This is a genomic window from uncultured Tessaracoccus sp. (assembly GCF_947286155.1).
Taxonomy (GTDB): domain Bacteria; phylum Actinomycetota; class Actinomycetes; order Propionibacteriales; family Propionibacteriaceae; genus Arachnia.
The window spans coordinates 1-21,799 of sequence record NZ_CAMYPD010000041.1 but is presented as its reverse complement, the minus strand read 5'-3'; the positions used below and the strand labels follow the sequence as shown (position 1 = coordinate 21,799).

Sequence of the window (21,799 nt, the reverse complement as noted above, 5' to 3'; positions counted from 1 at the left end):
AAAACAGCCAAACGCGAGCCCCAGAACACCACCATCATGACTGTATCGAAACCACGCCGCATCTCGATACGGGCCTTCGGCCCTACTCGATGACCGGGCGGACGGTGCTTCGCCTACTCGATGGCCGGGGAAGGCCCGACTACTCGCTGCGCTGAGCGTCCTTCTTTTCAGGCTTGAAGTCGACGCCGGTTTCCTTGCGCTGCTGGGCCGAGATGGGGGCAGGTGCGGCGGTCAGCGGGTCGTAGCCGCCACCAGACTTCGGGAACGCGATGACGTCGCGGATCGAGTCCGACTTGCTGAGCAGCGCGACGATGCGGTCCCACCCGAAGGCGATACCACCGTGCGGGGGCGCACCAAACTGGAACGCGTCGAGGAGGAAGCCGAACTTCTCCTGCGCCTCCTCGTTGCTGATACCCATCACCTTGAACACGCGCTCCTGCACATCGCGACGGTGGATACGGATCGAGCCACCACCGATCTCGTTGCCGTTGCACACCATGTCGTAGGCGTAGGCGAGCGCACTGCCCGGGTCAGCATCGAACGTGTCCAGGCACTCGGGCTTCGGCGAGGTGAACGCGTGATGTACCGCCGTCCACTGTCCGCCTCCGACCGCGACGTCGCCCTCCGCCTTGGCCTCGGACGCGGGCTTGAACAGCGGCGCATCCACAACCCATACGAAGCTCCAGGCATCCTCGTCGATGAGCCCACAGCGCTCACCAATCTCGTTGCGCGCCGCACCGAGAAGCGCCTGCGACGGCGCCACCTGGCCGGCAGCGAAGAAGATGCAGTCGCCAGGCTGCGCACCGGTCTTAGCGGCCAAACCGGAGCGTTCCTCGTCGGAGAGATTCTTCGCGACAGGGCCACCCAGCGTGCCTTCATCGTCGAGCGTGACGTAGGCCAGGCCCTTTGCTCCTCGCTGGCGAGCCCACTCCTGCCAGGCGTCGAACGTGCGTCGAGGCTGCGAGCCGCCGCCGGGCATGACAATGGCGCCGACGTACTCTGCCTGGAAGACACGGAAATTCGTGTCCTTGAAGTACTCGGTGAGTTCGGTGATCTCGAGGTCGAAGCGCAGGTCCGGCTTGTCGGAGCCGTACTTCGACATCGCATCGAGGTAGGTGATGCGTGGGAACGGCGTAGGCAGGTCGACGTCGATGAGCTTCCAGATCTCCGACGCGAGCTGCTCGCCGAGCGCGATCACATCTTCCTGGTCGACGAAGCTCATCTCGATGTCGAGCTGCGTGAACTCCGGCTGACGGTCGGCGCGGAAATCCTCGTCGCGGTAGCAACGAGCGATCTGGTAGTAGCGCTCCATGCCCGCCACCATGAGCAACTGCTTGAACAGCTGTGGCGACTGCGGCAGCGCGTACCACGATCCGGGCGCCAGGCGTGCCGGGACGACGAAGTCGCGGGCGCCTTCAGGCGTCGAGCGGGTCAACGTCGGGGTTTCGATCTCCACGAAATCGTGCTGTTCCAGCACGCGGCGAGCAGCCTGGTTCACCTTGGAGCGAAGACGAATGTTGGCGCCTGGCTTGGGCCGACGAAGATCCAAGTAGCGGTACTTCAGACGGGCTTCCTCACCGACGGTGACGCGCTCGTCGATTTGGAATGGGAGCGGCGCCGACGGGTTCAGCACCTCCAGTTCCTCGATGGCCACCTCGATCTCGCCGGTAGCGAGCTCAGGATTCTCGTTGCCCTCCGGACGCTCTTCGACGACACCCTTCACGCGGATGCAGTACTCGTTGCGAAGGTCGTGCGCACCGGTCTGCTCGAGAAGCTCGTCGCGGATCACCACTTGCGCTCGGCCGGACGCATCGCGCAGATCGATGAAAGCGACGCCTCCATGATCTCGACGCTTGGCCACCCAACCAGCGAGTACGACTTCCTGGCCAATGTGCTCCTTGCGGAGCGTGCCGGCATCGTGCGTGCGGATCACAACGTATTCCTTTCGTCGACGGCTGCATAGACAGTGCAGCTCCAGAGCACCGATCCTAGCTTCCGTCCCCGTTCGTCGCCACGAGCAAGCTCCACGGCACGCCCGCTATCTTGGTGTGATGCAACGCAACTCACTCACCTGGTTCGAGCGCTTGTTCCATCGTTCTCGCCGAAGCGTGATGGTCATCCTGGCAGGCGGCACAGTGATCGGTGTTGCGCTGGCTTACTTGGGCATTCAGCTGAGCGGTGATCTCACGGAAGTCGGGGTCATCCTCATCATCATCGGCGTCTGTTTGATGGTTCTCTTTGGTCTGCCGCTACTACTGATGCGAGTGGTGGCGGTCGGGGGTTTCATGGTCGCCAGCGCCGGCCGACGTCGTGAACTTCGGAAGTGGGCTGAGCAGCACGGCTGGATCTACCTTCGCCGGCTGCGGCGTGAAGACGGGTACCGGGAGATGCTCGCACTCTCCGCTGTGGCGGAGCGCCACGACACAGAAATTGGGCTTCGCCATCTGTTGCCGGGCCGGGGTGCCAGGGAGGCCCGGCCGCTTCGTCGTCGCACTCGCGCCATGGCAATCCACGTAGATGAGCTCACCCAGATGACCTTCACGATGCACCGGATGGTCAGCCCGGAGGCTCGCAGAAGGTTCGTAGCTGTCCAGAACACCTTCGACCTACCTGCGGTCTCCCTCATCGATCGACGGCTGACGTCGCTGTGGGAGCAGCCCGACTCACAGGTGGAGTCGGTGCACTTCAACGACAGGTACAGCCTGCGCGCAGCTGATACGCAAGCGGGCCACGCCATGGTGCATCCCCGCGTGATGGCGTTGCTACTGCAGGCACCCCCTGCCATCGAGCGGGTGGATCTCGCCAGAGGATGGACAATCTTCTGGCTCGCGCCTGGGGCGCACACCGCCGACATCGAATATGCCTTGTGGCTCGCCCCGCGCCTCGAAGAGCTCGTGCCCGGATTCCTGCGCAACCGCCGACGGTGAGCCCTCAGTCGACCACGATGCCGGGGCGGAGGTCGTCCGTCGGGGGCTCCCAGCTGGCAGGGTCCGCATCTACCTGGTCGCCGGAGCGGATGTCCTTCACGGAGCCTTCGCCAAACCAGACGAACGGGATGCCGCGGCGCTCGGCGTAGCGGATCTGCTTGCCGAATTTGTCCGCCTTCGGCGCCACCTCGCACGCAATTCCCCTGGCCCGCAGCGCGTTCGCGACACCGATGGATTGCTCGCGCGTGTCCTCGTGATCGACGGCGACGAGCACCACACTCGGCACCACACGATCCGCGCTCACGCGTCCCTTCGAGATCAGCGGGGCGAGGATGCGAGTAATGCCGAAGCTGTAGCCAACGCCAGGGAATACCTGCTTGCCGTCGGCGGCCAGCGAGTCGTACCTGCCGCCAGAGGCGACGGATCCGAGGTGTTCTGATCCGTCGAGGAAGGTTTCGTAGACCGTGCCGGTGTAGTAGTCGAGTCCGCGAGCGATCTTCAGGTCGACGACCAGTCCGTCGGAGTTCGCGACGCGCACCAGCTGTGCGAGTTCGTCAAGGCCCTCATCCAGCATGGGGTGCTGTACCCCGAGTGCGCGGACCTCGTCGACGAATGCATCGTCGCTGCCGTGGATACCGGCCAATGCCACGCACTTGCTGGCCTGTTCGTCGCTCAGTTCAAGCTCGTCGACGAGTAGCGAATGCACGACGGCAGGCCCGACCTTGTCGTACTTATCGACGCGCTGCAGCACCGCCGCGGGTTCGTCGATGCCAAGCCCGCGATAGAACCCCTCCGAGAGCTTGCGGTTATTCACGTGAATGGTGGCGGTGGGAAGGCCGATCTCGTCGTGCAGGCGTCGGAACACGTCGAGCGCGACAAGGGGAATCTCGACGTCGTGGTGGGCCGCCAGGGCGCCTTGCCCGACGATGTCGATGTCGGCCTGCAAAAACTCCCGGTAGCGTCCTTCCTGAGGGCGTTCCCCTCGCCACACCTTCTGCATCTGGTAGCGGCGGAACGGGAACTGCAGGTGCCCGGCGTGCTCGAGCACCCACCTGGCGAACGGCACCGTGAGGTCGAAGTGCAGGCCGAGCTCCGCAGCGTCATCGTCGGCTGCGTGGAGGCGTTTAACGACGTAGATCTCCTTGTCGATTTCTCCCTTGCGCGCAAGCTGCTCAAGAGGCTCGACGGCGCGTGTTTCGATGGGCGCAAAGCCATGGAGTTCGAACGTAGAGCGAACGACGTCGAGCACACGCTGCTCGACGATGCGGCCGGCGGGTAGGAACTCGGGGAAACCGGACAGTGGTTTGGGGCGCGCCATTAGTCCACCTTCAGAAAGTCGTCTTGGAGGTACGGGTTGGTTGCCGCCTCGGCGGCGAGCGTCGTCGCATCCCCGTGGCCGGGAAGCAGCATCAGCTCGTGGTCGAACGCGGTCAGGATGCGACGAAGCGAGTCGCGCATCTCCGCCATGCTACCCCCGGGAAAATCCGTGCGCCCAATGCTGCCGGCGAACACCACGTCGCCTGAGAGCAGCACGCGCTGGTCGCCAGCAGTGACGTCGATGATGGCGGATCCCTTGGTGTGGCCGGGTGCGGGAAGCACCCGCATCCGCATGCCCCCAATCTCCTGCTCGTCGCGCAGTGACACCACCGAGCGAACCGGCGGCAGCTCGTCGGTGCCACCGAGCATCTGGGGCAGGAACTTCGCCGAGTTGGGGCTCAGCGCCAATCCAGGTTTGGTCAGGAGTGGCTGATCAGCCTCAGTCAGGTAGAGGGCGATCTCGTGGCGTTCTGCGAGCAGGTGCGCGTCGCCGACGTGGTCAATGTGCCCGTGTGTGCCAAGGAGCGCGACGGGGCGCAACCCGAGCTGCTGAAGTTGAGCGTCGACGAAGTCCGCTCCCTGCAGCCCTGGGTCGACGACGACCACGTCGGGAACGTCGTCGAACGGCTGCAAAACGTAACAATTGGCCTGCCATGGCGAAACTACGAGACGATGAATACGCACAACAGCACCCTATCGGGATAGATTAAACCTATGAGCGAACAGCAAGCGCCCGCAGACTTCGGCCGTGTCGACCCAGATGGCACCGTATATGTCCGCGTTGGTGACACCGAACGAAGCGTCGGACAAATCCCCGACTCCACCCCCGAAGAAGCCCTCGCCTTCTACGTGCGGCGATATGAGAACCTCGAGGCCGAAGTGGTCCTCCTGGAACAGCGCGTCGACGCACAGGCCATGAGCCCGGAAGAAGCGAAAACACGCATTACGACGGCGAAAGCCAACGTGGCCGAGGCGAACGCCGTCGGCAACTTGGAAGCACTGATTGCGCGCCTGGACAAGCTCGCAGAGAAGCTCCCGGCGCAGATTGAGGCACGTAAAGCGGCTCGCGCTGAGCAGAATGCCGCCACGATTGAAGCCAAGACCGCCATGGTTGAAGAAGCCGAGAAGCTGTCGACCGGCAACGACTGGCGCGGCGGCGTCGATCGTTTCCGAGCCCTGCTCGACGAGTGGAAGAAACTCCCCCGCGTTGACAAGGCAACCGACAACGAGTTGTGGCACCGCTTCAGCTCGGCCCGTACCCAGTACACGCGGCGCAGGAAGGCCCACTTCGCGGAACTGAACGCCAAGCGCGACGAGGCGAAGGCGATCAGGGAGGCCATCATCAAGGAGGCTGAGCCGTTGGCTACCTCTACGGATTGGGGTCCGACCTCAGGTGCCTTCCGTGACCTCATGCGCCGCTGGAAGGCTGCCGGCTCGGCCCGCCGCCAAGACGATGACGCATTGTGGGCAAAGTTCCGCGCTATTCAGGACCAGTTCTTCAACGCCCGCACCGAGGCGCAAAACATGATCGATGGCGAGCAGAGTGAGAACCTCACCGCCAAGCAAGCGCTCGTGGAGCAAGTGGAGAAGGACCTCGAAGGCGTGACCGACGCCGAACAGGCGAAGAGCATTCATCGCGATTTCCTCACCAAGTTCAACGAGGTCGGGCATGTGCCCCGCAACGCGATGCGCGACATGGACAACCGCGTCCGGCGCATCAACGAGCGCGTTTCGGACCTCGAGGCCGAGGAATGGCGGCGCACCGACCCGGAGGCACGCCAACGAGCCGATGACATGGTGACGAAGTTCCAAGAACAGGTGGACAAGCTCACCAAGCAGCTTGCCGACGCCGAGGCGAAGGGCGATGAGCGCAAGGCCAAAGACGTGCGCAAGTCGCTCGAAACGTACACCGCGTGGTTGGAGCAGGCGAAGGAGACCTCCGCAGAGTTCACGGCGTAACCCACACTTCATCGACGCCCAGTTCGGCCGCGAGCAGAAGATGCTCGCGGCCGAACTGCGTTTAGCCCTGGGTGCGGTACACGTCGAAGACGCCGGGAATGCGTCGCACCTGGTTGATGATGTGTTTAAGGTGTGTCGGATCGGCTGCCTCAAACGTGATCTTGCCCGTGAACTGGCGCTGTTTCGCCGACTCGATTTTCACCGAGAGGATGTCGATGTGTTGGGCGGCGAGCATGCTGGACACGTCGGAGAGCAGCCCGGTGCGGTCGATGCCGTGCATTTCCAGGGTGACGACGAAGGTATCGCCCGGGTTGTTGCTCCAGCGCACATCGATGATGCGTTCCGGCTGCTCAAGGAGCGACGGCACGTTGTTGCAACTGCGCAAATGCACGCTGACGCCGTCGCCTTTGGTGACGAAGCCGATGATTTCGTCGCCGGGCAATGGCGAACAACACTTCGCGAATTTTGCATCGACGCGGTCATCACCATCCACCAGGATGGACGCTGTCGCGGACACTGGACCGCTGCCGGAGCCGACGTGAGGATCGTCCTCGCTCACGGTGTCGAGCGCCTCGTCCTCTCCCCCGTGCAAGGCGATGAGCTTGCCCACGACGGTGGGGGCCGCAAGCTGCCCCTCCCCGACGGCGTTGTACAGCGACGGCACACCCTTCTGGTTGAGCTCATGGGCCACCGCGGTGAGATTCTCAAGGTTGAGCAGACGCTGTAGCGGGATGCCGTGCCGACGTATCTCGCGTGCCAGCAGGTCTTGGCCTTTTTCGATGGCTTCGTCGCGGCGCTCCCTGGAAAAATGCTGGCGGATCTTCTGCTTCGCCCTCGAGGTAACGACGAAGTTCAGCCAATCTCGGCTGGGGCCTGCCTCCTCTGTTTTGGCAGTGAGGATCTCTACTTTGTCACCCTGTTGCAAGGGCGTGCTGAGTGAGACGAGACGCCCGTTGACGCGGGCACCGATGCAGCGGTATCCCACCTCGGTGTGCACGGAGAATGCGAAGTCGACTGGAGTGGCCCCCACCGGCAGCGCCGTGACCTCGCCCTTGGGCGTGAATACAAAGATTTCGTCGGAGTTGATCTCGAACAGCACCGAATCCAGGAACTCTGACGGATCCTCGGTCTCCTTACTCATCACCGAAAGCTGGTGCATCGCCCGCAGCCCGGCCTCTTCCGGTGTGATCCCGTCCCTGAGGTTCTGCTTGTACTTCCAGTGCGCAGCAACACCGTACTCGGCACGACAATGCATCTCATGCGTGCGGATCTGCAGCTCAACAGGCTCCTTGTTGGAGCCCATCACCGTCGTGTGCAGCGACTGGTACATGTTGAATTTCGGGTTGGCGATGTAGTCCTTGAAGCGCCCAGGAATGGGCTTCCACACTGCGTGCGCCACACCCAGTACCGAGTAGCAATCGCGCTCAGAGTTGACGAGCACGCGCAGCCCAATGAGGTCATAGATGTCGCGGAAGTCACGCCCGCGGACCATCATCTTTTGGTAGATCGAGTAGTAGTGCTTGGGGCGCCCGTACACCGTCGCGTCGATTTTCGCCTCGCGGAGCAGCGTTTGGAACTGCTTAATCAGTTCGCGCAGCGTGGCGTCACGTTCGGGTGCCGCGGAGTCGACCATGTCGACGATCTCTTGGTACACCTTCGGCTCGATGGCCTGGAAGCTCAAATCTTCGAGCTCCCACTTGATCGTGTTCATGCCGAGCCGGTGAGCCAGCGGCGCAAAAATGTTCAGCGTCTCCGTCGCGATCCGAATCTGCTTGTCGGGGCGCAGCGAACCGATGGTGCGCATATTGTGCAGGCGGTCGGCGAGTTTGATGATGAGCACCCGGACTTCCTCCGAGGTGGCCATGATCATCTTGCGAATGGTCTCGGCCTTCGCCGTCTCGCCATAGGTGAGCTTGTCGAGCTTGGTGACGCCGTCCACCATGCGCGCCACTTCGTCGGAGAACTCGCTGCGACACTGCTCCAGCGTGTACTCCGTGTCCTCGACGGTGTCGTGCAGCAGCGCGGCAACGAGCACTGGTTCCGTCATGCCGAGCTCGGCGAGGATCGTCGCGACGGCGAGCGGATGCGTGATGTACGGATCGCCGGATTTGCGCATCTGGCCGGCGTGGTAATGCTCTGCAGTGCGGTAGGCCCGCTCGATGAGCTCAAGGTCAGCCTTCGGATGGTTCGCCTTGACAATCGAGAACAGCGGATCAAGGACAGCCGAGCGCGGACGCACGGAGCCGAGCCGCGCCAGCCGTTGGCGCATGCGCTGCCACGTGAGCTGCTGGTCAGCTACCTCATGCGTTTCCATCGACGCTCCTTGATACATCCATAGTGTCAAATACTACGTCGTTTCGTGATCGCATAGGCTGCCAGCGTGAGAGATCTGGACGTGCAGCTGAGCCGACGACACCTCGCCACCGTGGGCGCGCTGGTAGGCCTGCATGCGTGCGCGCCCGAGCAGGAACCACGTCAGCAACGAGCGACACCGAGAGTATCCGCGTCCCCAGCGTCGGCGAGTTCTCCAACGCCCGCCCAGAGCGCCACGCCGACACCGTCGTCGGCGGGCTCCACGCGTGAGGTGATCGTCAAACAGTTTCAAGACCGATCACCAACGCTGTGGAGCGACGGCAACCACTCGGCGCTGCCGGGGCTCGTTCGGCGCACTGAGTCCGACAGCGTTGTGTTGACGCTGGACGCCTGCGGTGGCAAGCACGGCAGCCGGGTCGACGATGAGCTTCTGAACTACCTGCGCAGCGAGCGCATCCCGGCAGTCGTGTTTCTGAACAAGCGCTGGATCGAGGCCAATGCCGAGGCATTCAACCGGCTCGCCGAGGACTCAGACCTCTTTGAGATCGGCAACCACGGCACCCGTCATGTGCCGCTCTCAGTCACTGGCCGCTCACAGTACGGCATCGCTGGCACCCGCAACGCCGGCGAGGTATTCGACGAGATCATGGAGAACCACACATTCCTCACCGGTGAGCTCGGGACACCGCCGCGATACTTCCGTACCGGAACGGCGTGGTACGACGACGTCGCCGTCAAGATCGTGCGCGCCTTAGGCGAGGTTCCCGTCGGCTTTGATATCAACGGTGATGCTGGCGCCACGTTCACCGCCGAGCAAGTGGCGAATTCCGTGCAACAGGCGAGGGCTGGCTCGATCATCTTGTGCCACTGCAATCAGCCGCGTGGCGACACCTACGAAGGGCTGCGCATTGCACTGCCGAAACTTCGCGCTTCCGGGCTGACGTTTACAACGCTCGCTGAGGCTGGGGTCTAGTCGTCGTCGTTCTGTATGGCCTTCGGGTCGGCGGGAGCGGCGCGACGGATCACGATGAGCTGGTCACCGGTTTCGATGCGGGCCACTGTCGAGTCGTAGAAGCGGCGCAGCGTGTCGTTACGGACGACGCCGATGACGTTCTCCCCCACCACCGACGACGGCGACTGACCCACTTCCTCCGGCAACGCCTGACGCTGATGCACCTCGAGGCCCTCACCACCGGTCAACATGTCTTGGATGATCGCGCCCAAGTCCGGACCGATGGCAGACAGACCGACGAGCCTGCCCACTGTCTCTGAACTCGTCACGACGCTCGTGGCACCGGATTGCTTCACCAGCGGCACGTTTTGGTGCTCGCGCACGGCCACAACGACGTTCGCCGTCGGGTTGAGCTGGCGCACCGTCAAGGTGGTGAGGATGGCGGCGTCGTCGCGGTCCAGACAGATCACCACTTCTTGCGCTTTCGGCACCTCTGCGCGACGGAGCAAGTCGCGGCGGGTGGCGTCGCCGAGGAATGCGGCGAGACCGTCGAAGTTGGCATCGGCGATGGCCGAATCCTTGTCGTCGATGACGACGATCTTCTCGGGCTTCTCCCCCTGGCGACGCAGCGTGTTCACCGCAGAACGGCCCTTGGTGCCGTAACCAATAACGACGATGTGGTTGCGCATTCTTCTCCTCCAACGCGCATCTCGGATCGAGCGGCTGCCCTCATTAGCCAGCACCTCAATGGTGGTGCCAACCAACAGCACCAGGAAGCCGATCCTGAGCGGCGTGATGACGATGATGTTGAGCAGCCGAGCGTGCGGCGCGACAGGCGTAATATCCCCGTAGCCGGTGGTGGTGAGCGTCACTGTGGCGTAGTAGAGGGCATCGATGAATCCGACGCCATCCTGCCCGACGTTGTCGCTGTAGGCAGGCGCGTCCACCCACACGATGAGCGTACAAATCAGCAGCAGCATGAACGCGAGGATGCCCCGGCGCGCAAGCTCCTTGAACGGAGACTCCGCAACCCGGGGCAAGCTCACCAGCGCGAGCGGGCCGGCCTTCAGCCGCGATGCCATGGATCAGCCCTGCACGAGCGAACTGAGACGGGCGATGCCCTGATCTTCCAGCACCTTGCGACCGCCGAGTTCAGCGAGTTCGAGCACCACCGCGACGTGCACAAGCTCGGCACCCAGCTGACGCAGCAAACCAGCGGTGGCCGCGACAGTGCCGCCGGTGGCGAGCACGTCGTCGATCACCAGTACACGAGCCCCCGGCTCGATCGCATTGCGATGCACCGTGAGCGTCTCAGATCCGTACTCGAGATCGAACGACTGGGAGTACACATCACCGGGCAGCTTGCCGGGTTTCCGCACGGGCACAAATCCGGCGTTCAGCTGCAGCGCCACCGGAGCCGCGAAGATGAACCCGCGAGCCTCCATGCCCACCACCGCATCGATACCATCCGGCGCCGAGGCGGCCAACGCATCGACTGCCTTCTGAAACCCCGTCGGGGATGCGAGCAGCGGAGTGATGTCTTTGAACACGATCCCCGGTTTGGGGAAATCGCGCACATCCGTGATCAGCGCCGCGATGTCGTCGTTCATTTCTTCCCCTTGCGCTGGGCGCGGGTCTGATGCGTACGACGCTGACGGCGTTCGAGCGGAACACTCGGTGCCGTAGCAGCGGCGACGGGCTGGGCGTCGTCGGTTTCCTCGATCTCCTGCGCTTTGGCCTGCGCACGATGCTCGTCGCGGGCACGGCGCTTCTCCAGCGTCGCGCGATGTTCGCGCATTTCCGGGGTACGCTCCGTGAACCAGGCCAGCAGCGGAGTCGCGATGAAGATCGACGAAAACGCGCCTGCGATCATGCCGACGAGCAGCGCCAGACCGAGATCTTGCAGGGGGTTAGAGTTGCCGATGACACCAGCCAGCAGCATCGCGGTGACGGGGAGCACGCCGATGACGGTGGTGTTCACTGAACGTACCAGCACCTGGTTGATGGCGAGGTTGGCCTGCTGTGAGTACGTCTTGGTGCTGTGCTCCAGGTCCTTGACGTTCTCTCGCACCTTGTCGAACACCACCACGGTGTCGTAGAGCGAGTAGCCGAGGATGGTCAAAATACCGATCAAGGTAGACGGCGTGACGGTGAACCCGACGAGGGCGTAGACGCCGAGCGTGACGATCACGTCGTGCGCCAGGGCGATCACGGCTGCCACCGCCATGCGCCAGTTGCGGAAGTAGGTGGCGATCAGGAGCATCACCAGCGCGATGAATACAACCACCGCGGTGGCGGCGTCGCGAGAAATCTTGTCGCCCCACGAGCCGCCAATGGTGTTGTAGGTGACCTGCTCAACATCGGCGCCCACAACCTTCGCGATGTCCTCACGCGTTTGGGTGATCTCCGACGGCGTGAGCGAGCGCGTCTGCACTCGCACTGCGGAATCGCCGATGGAGAACACCTGCGCATCGAGATCCTGGATGGCGAACTCGCTGGTGGCGTCTCGGACATCTTGGATGGTTTCTCCCTGCACCTCGATGGGTGCCTGGAAGTCGGTGCCGCCACGGAACTCGATGCCGAGGGTGAGCTGCTTGAAGATCAGCACGAGGATCGAGATCAGCACGACGGCTGCCGTGATGGTGAACCACATCTTGCGGTTCTTGATGAAGTCGTAGCTGAGCTTGCCTGAGTACAGGCGGTGAGCGATGCTCTCCTTCGGAGCCTTGGTCGTCTCCGACATCTCAGGCCTCCTTCCGTTTGGTACGACGGCCGAGCAGCCGCTCACGCGAGACACCCATCTTGTCGGGGCTCAACCCGGAAAGACGGTGCCCCTCGCCGAAGAACTTGGTGCGCCCCAGCAGCGTGACGACGGGCTTCGTGAAGAACACGACGAGCACGAGGTTGATGAATGTCGTGAGGCCCAGGGAGAAGGCGAACCCCTGCACGCCTCCGACGGCCAGCACGTACAACACGATGGCGGACAGGATCTGCACCGCATTGGCGACGAAGATGGTGCTGCGCGCCTTCTTCCATCCCGATTCGAGCGAGGAGCGGAGGCTGCGGCCCTCTCGAATCTCGTCTCGTATTCGCTCGAAGTAGATGATGAACGCATCGGCTGTCACGGCGATACCGACGATGGCGCCAGCGATGGCGGGCAGGCTCAATGTGAAGCCCACGGCCGTGCCGAGCAGCGTCATCATGACGTAGGTGGTCACGCCGGCCAGCCCGAGCGACATGAGCACGACGAGCCCGAGACCCCGGTAGTAGAACAGGGCATACATGGCGACGATGGCGAGCCCTAGAGCACCGGCGATGAGGCCGACGCGCAGCTGCTCGCCACCCAGCGTCGGGGACACGCTCTCAACCTGCGACGGCTCAAAGTTGAGCGGCAGCGAACCGAACTTCAGCACATTCGCGAGCTGCCCAGCCTCTTCGGGCGTGAACTGGCCGGAGATCTGTGCCTGCCCGTTCATGATGGGAACATTCACCCTCGCGGCCGAACGCACCTTGCCGTCCAGCACAATGGCAAACATATTCGTCGGTTCGGGCTTGCTCACCAGCGCTTGCGTCATCTTCCCGAACCGCGAAGTGCCTTCATTGTCGAACTCGAGCGCGACAACCCAGCCAACGTCGTTTTGGGGCACCTCAGCGCGCGCGTTCGTGACGTTCTTACCCTGCACCGCGACCGGGCCGAGCAGGTACTTGGTGGCGCCGGCGTCGTCGCAGACAGTCTGCGCTTGATCGAGTACATCAGTGGGATCGTCGTTGCACTGATACTCCTGGAACCCCTGGTTATCGTCGTTGCTGGGCTGAAACGCCAGCACCTGGTCGACACCGAGTATCTGACCCTTGTTGCCCTCGGGGCGAGGCAGCGGGCTGACCTTGTCCTGTTCCTTCGAGTTTTCCTCAGTCGGCTGGGCAGGTGTGGCATTGAATACCTGTCGGAACTCCAACTGCGCGGTGGCGCCGACGAGTTCCACCAGGTCTTCGCGGGAGACGTTCGGTGCAGAGACGATGATGTTGCGGTCGCCCATGGTGGTCACCGACGCCTCGCCGACGCCCATGCCGTCGACACGCTGCTGGATGATGCTGACCGCGAGGTCGAGAGACTCTTGTGACACCGTCGGGTTGGTGGCGGTGAGCGTAATCGTCATGCCGCCCTGCAGGTCAAGACCAAGCTTGGGGGCCCAAGTCTTGGTGCCGGCCATGATGCCGAACAGGAGGGCGATGACGGCGAGGAGGCCGATAACGGCGAAGCCCGGCCTTGAACGCTTACGTGATGTGGTTGCCAAGTGAGTGCCTCAGGAACTAGCGGTTGGCTTGCGGGTCTGCGTTGGGCGTGTACGGATCGTCGGACTCCTCCGACTTGCCCAGCACGTCGTCGAGCTCCTCGTCGGTGGCGACGGTGTCGTCGAGGTCAGCCTCCACGTCATTACCTTCGCCCTCGTAGACGAACTCCTCGTCATCGTCGGTGACAACCTTGGAGATGTGGCCCTTCACGACGGTGATCTCAACGCCCGGCGCGACCTCAACAATCATCTGGCGCTCCCCCATGTGCAGCACGGTGGCGTAGATGCCGGAGGTCAACAGCACGCGGGTGCCGGGCTCAACGGCATTCACCATTTCCTGATGTTCTCGCATCCTCTTCTGCTGCGGGCGAATCATGAGGAAGTACATGATGGCGCCAAAGATGACGATCATCAGCAGTAAATCGAGGCCAGGAGGCATGGAACAAACTTTCGTCGAATCGGTCAGGGATGGTTTGCGCGCAAACCACCGTTCACAATAGCTCAACCGCCGTGAAAACGCCGCAACGCTAGCCGCCGAAGAGCGAATCAGGTGCGGTGTTGGGCGCCGTCATGCCCAGGTGTGTGTACGCCGACGGTGTAGCCACCCGGCCCCGCGGGGTGCGCATCATGAATCCTTGCCGGATCAGGAACGGTTCGGCCACTTCGGCGACCGTGTCGACCTCCTCGCCGACGCTGAGTGCGAGTGTCGAGAGCCCGACGGGGCCTCCCCCAAACTTCTCCACGAGCGAGAGCAGCACCGAGCGGTCGAGTCTGTCGAGCCCCCGCTCGTCGACCTCGTAGAGTTCGAGCGCGGCGCGGGCGACGTCGCGCTGGAGCGTCGCGTGGCCTTTGACTTGCCCGTAGTCACGGACCCGTCGAAGCAGGCGGTTCGCGATCCGCGGTGTGCCGCGGCTGCGCGAGGCGATCTCCGTCGCGGCGTCCGATGCCAGATCTACCTCCAACTTCGATGCGGAGACGGCGACGATGCCGGCGAGGGCATCGTCTTCGTAGAAGTCGAGCTGGGCGGTGAATCCGAAGCGATCGCGTAGCGGGCCTGGTAGGAGCCCTGCCCTGGTGGTGGCACCGACGAGTGTGAACTGTGGCAGGTCGATTGGAATGGCGGTAGCGCCTGGGCCCTTGCCCACCACCACGTCGACGCGGAAGTCTTCCATCGCCAGGTACAGCATTTCCTCAGCGGGTTTGGACAGGCGGTGGATCTCGTCGATGAACAGCACCTCGTGCTCGTCGAGGCCGGAGAGGATGGCGGCGAGATCACCGGCGTGCTGGATCGCAGGCCCTGAGGTGATGCGCAGGTTCACGCCGAGCTCGTTGGCGATGATCATGGCGAGCGTGGTTTTGCCGAGCCCGGGCGGGCCGGACAGCAGCACGTGATCGGGTGCGGTGCCACGGTGGCGGGCAGCGTCGAGCACGAGCCCGAGTTGCTCGCGCACCCTCGGCTGGCCCTCAAATTCGGTGAGCAACTTGGGGCGGAGCGCCGACTCGAAGTCGCGCTCCCCTACGGTGGCCTCGGGATCGACGGGCGACGGTTCGGTCATCGCTTCGCCAATCTACTCAGCGCGGCACGCATGAGCGTCGCGATGGGAACGTTCGGGTCTTTCTCGACGAGCGGAGCAACATGTTCACATGCCGTTTGAGCGTCCTTCGACGACCACCCGAGGCCTTCCAAACCTTCCGTCACCTGCTTCTTCCACACCGCATCGTTGGCGACGAGAACGGGCGCGGGCGCTTCGTCGTCGGAGAGGAGCAGCACCTTGTCTTTCAGCTCCAGGATGATCTTCTGCGCGCCCTTCGGGCCGATGCCTGGCACGGAGGTGAGACGCCTGGTGTCTTCGGATGCGATCACCTGCCGCAGCTCACCTGGGTTGAAGACGCTCAACATGGCGGCAGCCACCTTGGGGCCAACGCCCGACGCGGTCTGCACCAGTTCGAAGGCATCGCGCTCGGCGGGCGTGGCAAACCCCCACATCGTCAGCGAGTCTTCTCTCACGACGAGGCTCGTGTGCACGGTGTGCACTTCCCCGATGCGGAGCGTTGCGGCGGTATTTGCGTTCGTGTTGGCGCGGTAACCCACACCGGCCACCTCAATGATGAATGACGTGGCCCCGGCGTACGTCACCTGCCCGGTGAGTTGCGCGATCATCGTCTTCCTTTCGCAGCGGCCACGGCGGCCGCGTATCGGTTCGTGCGTACTCCGCGCCAGCCATGCGTGATGGCCACGGCGAGCGCGTCGGCGGCGTCCGCCGGACGTGGTGGCGCTGAAAGTTTGAGAATGCGGGTGATCATGGCTGCGACTTGGGCTTTGTCTGCGCTGCCCGAGCCCGTGACGGCGGCCTTCACCTCGCTCGGCGTGTGATAGGTGACGTCGAGACCGGCATGTTCTCCGACGAGCGAAGCCACGCCCGCGGCCTGCATCGTGTCCATCACCGAGCTGCGATTGTGCTGCGCAAACACGCGCTCGATGGCCATCGCGTCGGGGCTGTGTTCGCGGACCCATTCGGCGATGCCGGACTCGATCATGACTAGGCGCTTCGGCGTCGAAAGCTCAGCGGGTGTTCGCACGACACCGACTGCGACGAAGGAAGCCCGCCCCACCGTCGCATCAACAACCCCGATCCCACACCTGGTGAGACCGGGGTCAATGCCGATGACTCGCACCTCGTCCGCTCAGTCCTCAGCGTCGAGTGCGGCTTCCACCTCGGGAGCCAGGTCGATGTTCGTGAACACGTTTTGTACGTCGTCGGAGTCCTCGAGCGCGTCGATGATGTTGAACACTTTCTTTGCGGTGTCGACGTCGGTGACGGTGGTGTCGAACGATGCTACGAACTGTACTTCCGCGGATTCGTACTCGAGCCCGGCTGATTCCACGGCCTTACGCACCTCAACGACATCGTTGGGGTCGCTCATGGCTTCCCAGTTGTCGCCGGCGTCTTCGACCTCTTCGAGCCCGGCCTCGAGCGCGGCTTCCATCACGTCGTCCTCGCTCAGCACGCGCCCGCCCTGCTGTTTGGCGATCGTCACGACGCCCTTGCGCGCGAACATGCGCTGCACGGAACCGACGTCAGCCATGGTGCCGCCGTTGCGGGTGACACCCATGCGCACCTCGGTGGCGGAACGGTTGCGGTTGTCGGTGAGGCACTCAATGAGGATGGCAACGCCGGAGGGGCCGTACGCCTCGTACATGATGTTCTCGTACGAAGCACCGCCCGACTCGACACCAGATCCGCGCTTAACGGCGCGATCGATGTTGTCGTTGGGGACGGACGACTTCTTCGCCTTCTGGATGGCGTCATACAGCGTCGGGTTTCCGCCGGGGTCACCGCCACCTGTGCGGGCTGCGACTTCGATGTTCTTAATCAGCTTGGCAAACAACTTGCCGCGCTTAGCATCGAGGGCAGCCTTCTTATGCTTGGTTGTGGCCCACTTGGAGTGACCCGCCATTGACACCCTTCCTTTCAACAAGCGAACGTGCGTTCAAGTCTATAGGAGCTTTCGGAAAAGGCCGTTACCGCCAGATTCGCCGGCGTGCTCCCTCGTTCCTGGGTTCGGCTTGGTCCCAGAGCCGACGCCACTTCGCAGCTCGGGGCGAGGCCGGTGCGTCGCCGCTGGTTCTGCGACGTTCCACGTCCCACCAGGACAGCTCTCCTTCGCCGACGAGATGCTCCACTCGGGCTTGCACCTCATCGGTGACATCGTCGATGGAGCGGGTGGCAACGTGCACCGGAGCTCCAAACCGAACCGATACTTTGGGTTTGTTGCGCAATCGCAGTTTCAGCGTATCCGCAAGCCGGAACGAGCCCACGAGCCCCACGGGCACCACCGCGATGGAGTGCTGTTTCGCGAGTTCAGCGGCCGTGAAGTCGAACTCACCGACGAGCCGCTCGCCAGATGGTTCGCTGGAGAACACGACGACGTTGCGGCCTTTGCTGAGCGCGCGGCTGAGCCGGCGGGTGGTCGGGCGCAGCGAGCGAGGCAGGGCAAGTGCCAGCACCTGCTGATCGAGCGTGCCTGCTTCGTTGACCGCGAACACAAACGGGGTCTCGAGCCCGACGAGCGCATCGCCGCCCACGACTTCGACGTCAAAGCGCGGCCACAGCGCGGCCAGTACACGGATGCGCCGGGCGTAGTCACGCGCCAGTCGGAGGTTGTTGCCTGTGCGGCGTGGCTGCGACGTCTGCGGTGAAGGACGGCGAACACCCATCGCTGCTAAGTCCTTGAACAGTGTGAGCTTGGGGCCGCGTCGGGGCTTCTGACTGCGAGCCCACGACTTGAGCTGGCGGGTCATTGGACGTCTCCCAGCGGGAGCCCTGGGCCATGCAGATACGTGACGACTGGGTGGCGCCCCACCTTGTCACTCGCGATTTCCAGCGCATCAGCGAACGTCGTTGCCGCGCGATGCCCGAAGAGGTCAGCGGTGAGCCTGTTGCCTCCCACCCAAATCACATCTGCGAATTGCTCGGTGGCTTCACACACGCGGTACCAGTACTGGAACGTGCGCAGCGGATGGTCGGCGAACTGTTTGCGGTAGAGGTCTACGTACCACTGATCCGCGCACGCGGCCTGTTCAAACTCTCCCATCTCCGACGGGGTGAGGGTCTGCGGCAGCACCTTGGCAAAGAAGTCGGAGGCCGAGGACTGGCGACGGTTGGAAAAGCGCGGCGTGAGCGGGTGCATGGCAATGGCGACTCCACGCTCATGGGCGTACGGCTTGCCCATCGTGGCACCGATGCGCCGAACGAGTGCATGATGCGCGGCGTTGATCGGGGAACCGCACGCGTCGCCTTCGTCGAAGCTGCCTCCCCACACTGGCGTCACCACGACATCCGCCTGCTTGGGCAGTTCGACGACGTTGGCTGCCACCCACACCGCTGCGGCCTCGGAGAACACCTTGGTTGATTCGCCACTGACGACGTCGACGACTGCGTAGTCGGCCACCGGCGCGCCGTGGAACCGTCGGCCCGCGATCTTCGGTACGAGGGCTCCCAGCTGCCGTACCGTCGCGAAGGACATGCGATCAGCCAACGACCACTCCCATTCGCGCTCACCCGCGAAGTGCAGCGGGCCTGGGAAGAAGGGCTGACCGAGCACGGCCTGGATAGCAAACACGTCGAACGCTTCGAGCACCGTCGAATGCACCTTCTCCGTGAACGTAGCCTCGGGGGCGGCTCCACCGACACGTCGCAACGTCTCGACGTCGAGGATGCTGCTCGTGAACGGGCTGGCTCCGCCTCGACCAAACTGGGTACCGATGGTGACCACCACATCGGATTGTGCGACCCGACGGTTGACCTTCACCGGGTGACCGTCCACCTTGCCGATCTCCACAAGATCGGTAGCGGTCACGTCGTGGCTCTCGATGCGTCCGTCGGGCTGGAAGCTCGTTGCGACGCGGTCGCCCAGTGCGCGGGTGATGTCGAAGGCGCTCCAGCGCTTGTGCAACCCGCCGGCGATCACGATGGCGACGTCGTCGACGAGCTGCTTCGCGGCAACCTCCAGTACGCGCTCGAGGATGCTTTGCCGAATATCGAAGCGCATGCGTGGCCGGGGGCGCTCGTCGTCGACCACCACGATGGTCAGTTTCGTGCCTGTCTTGAGCCGTTCAGCGAACGCGACGCCGTCGTTGGGTGCTGCGAGGGCAGAGTCGATGAGGCTCATCGGGTCGGTTGACGGCGTAGCCTCCGCGCCGTACACCACCTGCGTGCCCAGCCCGAGCTTGCTAAGCCCAAGCTGTTGGCCGGAAAGGGTGAGCAGTGCCGGGGTCTTCTCGTCGACCTCGATCACGAATCCAGGACGTGACATGGAAATCCTTTCTTACGCCTTGGGCATCTTCCAACGAGGAATGGGGCTGAGTGCAGGCCAGTCGACGAGCGACCACCCGCGTTGCTTTGCGGCACGCATGAGGCCGATGTCGGGGCTGACTACAAGGGGGTACCCCACCGAGCTCAGCATAGGGAGATCCACGTGCGAATCGGCGTACGCGTACGAGTGTTCGAGATCAATGCCATGCAGGGCCGCGAAGTGCCTGAGCCACGCCGAACGAGATTCACCCACCATCGGTGGGCCACTCAGGAATCCCGTGCACTTGCCGTTCTCGTTCGTGGCGAGATCCGCCGCGACGATCACGTCGAACAGGCCTTCAAATGGCCTGGTCAGCGGGCGAATGACGCCCGTCATGAGCACGGTGGTGTGCCCGGCGTCGCGATGCTCGCGGATGCGCCTGATCGCGTCGGGCGACATGCGGTCGAGAATGAGCGGTGCCAGACGTTCGTCGACGTACTGTTCTAACGCCTCCAGATCTGCACCCTCGTAGCGGCGGTAGATGGAACGCAAGAACACGCCGCGGTCGCGCCGTTCGGCGCCCAGATAGTTGGGTAATGCTGTCACAAGCTTCGCGAGCTCCGCCACCCGTCCGAAGGGCGAGAGTTCCGGCATCTTCGACCACAGGTACGTCTCAATCACGTTGGTGGCCATCACCGTGCCGTCGAGGTCGAACGCCGCGAGCACCGGCGTATCCGACGGCTCAATGTCGCGGAACGTGGGCTGACGGTTGGCGCGGCGCTTTCGCCTGGCGGCTGCGCGCTTCTCCGGGTCGCAGACGGACGGAGCATGGACGTCCTGCATGTAGTGCGTCCAGTCGAATGCAGCCGAGTCGAAGCCGAATCGCTCCTTGTCGTCGGGGTGCAGCGAGTTGTGCAGCGCGAGGGTGCAGTCGTCGACGAAGTGCAGCTCAGACTGTAGGTACTCGCCGTACAAGGTGAGGTACTTATTGAGGAAGTCGAGTTGCTTGCGCGACTGGTCGACCTGCGTCGCCAACTTCCGCACGCCCTTACCACGCGGCGCGAAGCTCAACAGCTTGTCGGCGACCTTGGTGGCCTTGCCACCTAGCCACATCATGCGTTCGACGGGTTCCGCGCCGGGGAACTTCCACGTCGCAAGCGGCGTCGATGCGGTGCCGTGGTTATAGGGGTGCTCCTCGAAGTAGGCACGCACCTGTTCGTAGATGCCGCGGAAGGTCAGCGGGTTCCTGGCGCCCGAGGCACAGTGATAGAACTCCGGCTGGCCGATCTCGGGCTCGGTGGCGCACACGGCGATGATGGTGTTCACCACGTAGTCACAAGGAATGATGTCGATCACCGCATCCGGCGACGCGGGGAACTCGGGCAGCTGTCCGCGCCCATACGCGAGGATGATGGGGTCGGCCATCTTGAAGCCCTCGATCCACCCCGGGTGCGGGTAGCGCAGGGATGATTCGACGATCGCCGGGCGCACGATGGACACCTGGATGTCTTTGCACATGTCGGCCACCACGCGCTCACCCATCGCCTTCGCGAAGGTGTACACGTCGGTCCAGCCGAGCGAACGCGCGCGTTCCGTACCGGCGGCTACGAGCTCCTTCTGCACCCATTCGACCCGCCGCCGCTCGGTATCTTCTGACGTGGTGAGGTATCCGGCCTGACGATGCAGCGCCTCGGCCTGCTTGCGCAGTTTGGTGAGTTGCTCGGGAGAACGCGACGCCGCCTCAAGGTGTTCTGCCATCTGCAGCGCGGCTTCGGTTTCCACCATGTAGTCGACATCGTGCGCGTGCGCCGTTTCCGGGATTGCGCCGCGACGTCGACCGGCGGTGTAGGCCGTCGAGACGTGGATGTAGTGCGGAATACGCTCGAGTTCGCCCTTGTCGTCGGTCACGGATTCGAGGAAGCGCCCCAGCAACGCCTGGGTGCCCAGCACATTGGTTTTGAACGCCTGGTCGATGGGCGGATCGAACGACACGTCACCCGCGCAGTGGATGAGGACATCGATGTCGCGCGGCAGCTCCGGAACGTTCGGCAGGTCGCCAGGAATAACCTCGACGCGCTCCTCCAGCAGCGCCTCGACGGAGCCAGCGCGCTCAACAACCTCGGCGAAGATGTCTTTCCCGAGCAGCTCCTTCACGCGATCTTCCGCCGTGAGCGAGCCCTTCGGGCGCACCAATACCGCGGTGCGCGTTTGCGGGCAATCGTTGAGGAACGCCCACAGCATCT

General features: G+C 63.5%; 19 protein-coding genes. 3 read left to right on the top strand and 16 right to left on the bottom strand.

All coding sequences use genetic code 11. The features are described 5' to 3' along the window. Positions 1-139: 139 nt before the first annotated feature. Positions 140-1,933, bottom strand: coding sequence for an aspartate--tRNA ligase (gene aspS / locus Q0X68_RS10300; RefSeq protein WP_297751239.1), 1,794 nt, complete (start codon positions 1,931-1,933; stop codon positions 140-142). Between the two features lie 118 nt (positions 1,934-2,051). On the opposite strand from aspS, the gene Q0X68_RS10295 reads away from it, so the two are divergent. Continuing rightward, positions 2,052-2,927, top strand: a complete 876-nt coding sequence (locus Q0X68_RS10295) for a hypothetical protein (RefSeq protein ID WP_297751236.1) — start codon at positions 2,052-2,054, stop codon at positions 2,925-2,927. Positions 2,928-2,931: 4 nt separating this feature from the next. Here the strand turns inward: Q0X68_RS10295 and hisS are convergent, their stop codons facing one another. Both hisS and Q0X68_RS10285 read right to left on the bottom strand, forming a co-directional pair. Next, complete coding sequence (hisS, locus tag Q0X68_RS10290) at positions 2,932-4,245, bottom strand: histidine--tRNA ligase (protein WP_297751233.1); 1,314 nt, start codon at positions 4,243-4,245, stop codon at positions 2,932-2,934. Further along, positions 4,245-4,928: an MBL fold metallo-hydrolase gene (locus Q0X68_RS10285; RefSeq protein WP_297751231.1), complete on the bottom strand. Its 684-nt coding sequence runs from the start codon at positions 4,926-4,928 to the stop codon at positions 4,245-4,247. The genes hisS and Q0X68_RS10285 overlap by 1 nt, the downstream gene beginning before the upstream one ends. A gap of 30 nt (positions 4,929-4,958) precedes the next feature. Between Q0X68_RS10285 and Q0X68_RS10280 the strand changes: the two genes are divergently transcribed. Continuing rightward, entirely contained in the window at positions 4,959-6,203 is a 1,245-nt protein-coding gene (locus Q0X68_RS10280; protein WP_297751228.1) for a DUF349 domain-containing protein, read from the top strand. A gap of 61 nt (positions 6,204-6,264) precedes the next feature. On the opposite strand, the gene Q0X68_RS10275 is transcribed toward Q0X68_RS10280, so the two are convergent. Further along, entirely contained in the window at positions 6,265-8,517 is a 2,253-nt protein-coding gene (locus tag Q0X68_RS10275; RefSeq protein WP_297751225.1) for a bifunctional (p)ppGpp synthetase/guanosine-3',5'-bis(diphosphate) 3'-pyrophosphohydrolase, read from the bottom strand. Between the two features lie 66 nt (positions 8,518-8,583). Here Q0X68_RS10275 and Q0X68_RS10270 point away from each other — a divergent pair, with 66 nt between their 5' ends. Then, complete coding sequence (locus Q0X68_RS10270) at positions 8,584-9,489, top strand: polysaccharide deacetylase family protein (RefSeq protein ID WP_297751222.1); 906 nt, start codon at positions 8,584-8,586, stop codon at positions 9,487-9,489. On the opposite strand, the gene Q0X68_RS10265 is transcribed toward Q0X68_RS10270, so the two are convergent. From Q0X68_RS10265 to Q0X68_RS10210, 12 genes are all read right to left on the bottom strand, one after another. Next, positions 9,486-10,550 (bottom strand): TrkA family potassium uptake protein, encoded by a 1,065-nt coding sequence (locus tag Q0X68_RS10265; RefSeq protein WP_297751219.1) that lies wholly within the window; start codon positions 10,548-10,550, stop codon positions 9,486-9,488. The genes Q0X68_RS10270 and Q0X68_RS10265 overlap by 4 nt on opposite strands. A 3-nt stretch (positions 10,551-10,553) precedes the next feature. Beyond that, positions 10,554-11,078: an adenine phosphoribosyltransferase gene (locus tag Q0X68_RS10260; RefSeq protein ID WP_297751216.1), complete on the bottom strand. Its 525-nt coding sequence runs from the start codon at positions 11,076-11,078 to the stop codon at positions 10,554-10,556. Then, on the bottom strand, positions 11,075-12,211 hold the full coding sequence (gene secF, locus Q0X68_RS10255; RefSeq protein ID WP_297751213.1) for a protein translocase subunit SecF: 1,137 nt from the start codon (positions 12,209-12,211) through the stop codon (positions 11,075-11,077). Before secF ends, Q0X68_RS10260 begins: the two co-directional genes overlap by 4 nt. A gap of 1 nt (position 12,212) precedes the next feature. Beyond that, on the bottom strand, positions 12,213-13,679 hold the full coding sequence (gene secD / locus Q0X68_RS10250) for a protein translocase subunit SecD (RefSeq protein WP_297751245.1): 1,467 nt from the start codon (positions 13,677-13,679) through the stop codon (positions 12,213-12,215). Positions 13,680-13,779: 100 nt separating this feature from the next. Beyond that, on the bottom strand, positions 13,780-14,199 hold the full coding sequence (gene yajC, locus Q0X68_RS10245) for a preprotein translocase subunit YajC (protein WP_297751210.1): 420 nt from the start codon (positions 14,197-14,199) through the stop codon (positions 13,780-13,782). A gap of 88 nt (positions 14,200-14,287) precedes the next feature. Next, the gene (gene ruvB / locus Q0X68_RS10240) at positions 14,288-15,316 is read right to left on the bottom strand and encodes a Holliday junction branch migration DNA helicase RuvB (RefSeq protein ID WP_297751207.1); all 1,029 of its coding nucleotides are present in this window, start codon (positions 15,314-15,316) and stop codon (positions 14,288-14,290) included. Further along, positions 15,313-15,921 carry a Holliday junction branch migration protein RuvA gene (gene ruvA / locus Q0X68_RS10235; protein ID WP_297751205.1) on the bottom strand — a complete coding sequence of 203 codons (609 nt, stop codon included), beginning with the start codon at positions 15,919-15,921 and terminating at the stop codon, positions 15,313-15,315. The genes ruvB and ruvA overlap by 4 nt, the downstream gene beginning before the upstream one ends. After that, positions 15,918-16,427 carry a crossover junction endodeoxyribonuclease RuvC gene (gene ruvC, locus Q0X68_RS10230; RefSeq protein ID WP_297751242.1) on the bottom strand — a complete coding sequence of 170 codons (510 nt, stop codon included), beginning with the start codon at positions 16,425-16,427 and terminating at the stop codon, positions 15,918-15,920. The genes ruvA and ruvC overlap by 4 nt, the downstream gene beginning before the upstream one ends. Before the next feature lie 18 nt (positions 16,428-16,445). Then, on the bottom strand, positions 16,446-17,219 hold the full coding sequence (locus Q0X68_RS10225) for a YebC/PmpR family DNA-binding transcriptional regulator (RefSeq protein WP_297751202.1): 774 nt from the start codon (positions 17,217-17,219) through the stop codon (positions 16,446-16,448). Positions 17,220-17,283: 64 nt separating this feature from the next. Beyond that, on the bottom strand, positions 17,284-18,063 hold the full coding sequence (locus tag Q0X68_RS10220) for a hypothetical protein (protein ID WP_297751199.1): 780 nt from the start codon (positions 18,061-18,063) through the stop codon (positions 17,284-17,286). Then, the gene (locus Q0X68_RS10215) at positions 18,060-19,577 is read right to left on the bottom strand and encodes a lactate racemase domain-containing protein (RefSeq protein WP_297751196.1); all 1,518 of its coding nucleotides are present in this window, start codon (positions 19,575-19,577) and stop codon (positions 18,060-18,062) included. Before Q0X68_RS10215 ends, Q0X68_RS10220 begins: the two co-directional genes overlap by 4 nt. Positions 19,578-19,589: 12 nt before the next feature. After that, a partial coding sequence (locus tag Q0X68_RS10210; protein ID WP_297751193.1) for an HAD-IB family hydrolase occupies positions 19,590-21,799 on the bottom strand: 2,210 nt, incomplete at its 5' end.

Coding starts and splice junctions, on each gene's coding strand:
- Q0X68_RS10295 (WP_297751236.1), top strand. CDS start 2,052: ATGCAACGCAACTCACTCACCTGGTTCGAGCGCTTGTTCCATCGTTCT.
- hisS (WP_297751233.1), bottom strand. CDS start 4,245: ATGGCGCGCCCCAAACCACTGTCCGGTTTCCCCGAGTTCCTACCCGCC.
- Q0X68_RS10280 (WP_297751228.1), top strand. CDS start 4,959: ATGAGCGAACAGCAAGCGCCCGCAGACTTCGGCCGTGTCGACCCAGAT.
- Q0X68_RS10275 (WP_297751225.1), bottom strand. CDS start 8,517: ATGGAAACGCATGAGGTAGCTGACCAGCAGCTCACGTGGCAGCGCATG.
- Q0X68_RS10265 (WP_297751219.1), bottom strand. CDS start 10,550: ATGGCATCGCGGCTGAAGGCCGGCCCGCTCGCGCTGGTGAGCTTGCCC.
- Q0X68_RS10260 (WP_297751216.1), bottom strand. CDS start 11,078: ATGAACGACGACATCGCGGCGCTGATCACGGATGTGCGCGATTTCCCC.
- secF (WP_297751213.1), bottom strand. CDS start 12,211: ATGTCGGAGACGACCAAGGCTCCGAAGGAGAGCATCGCTCACCGCCTG.
- secD (WP_297751245.1), bottom strand. CDS start 13,679: ATGGCCGGCACCAAGACTTGGGCCCCCAAGCTTGGTCTTGACCTGCAG.
- yajC (WP_297751210.1), bottom strand. CDS start 14,199: ATGCCTCCTGGCCTCGATTTACTGCTGATGATCGTCATCTTTGGCGCC.
- ruvB (WP_297751207.1), bottom strand. CDS start 15,316: ATGACCGAACCGTCGCCCGTCGATCCCGAGGCCACCGTAGGGGAGCGC.
- ruvA (WP_297751205.1), bottom strand. CDS start 15,921: ATGATCGCGCAACTCACCGGGCAGGTGACGTACGCCGGGGCCACGTCA.
- Q0X68_RS10225 (WP_297751202.1), bottom strand. CDS start 17,219: ATGGCGGGTCACTCCAAGTGGGCCACAACCAAGCATAAGAAGGCTGCC.
- Q0X68_RS10220 (WP_297751199.1), bottom strand. CDS start 18,063: ATGACCCGCCAGCTCAAGTCGTGGGCTCGCAGTCAGAAGCCCCGACGC.
- Q0X68_RS10215 (WP_297751196.1), bottom strand. CDS start 19,577: ATGTCACGTCCTGGATTCGTGATCGAGGTCGACGAGAAGACCCCGGCA.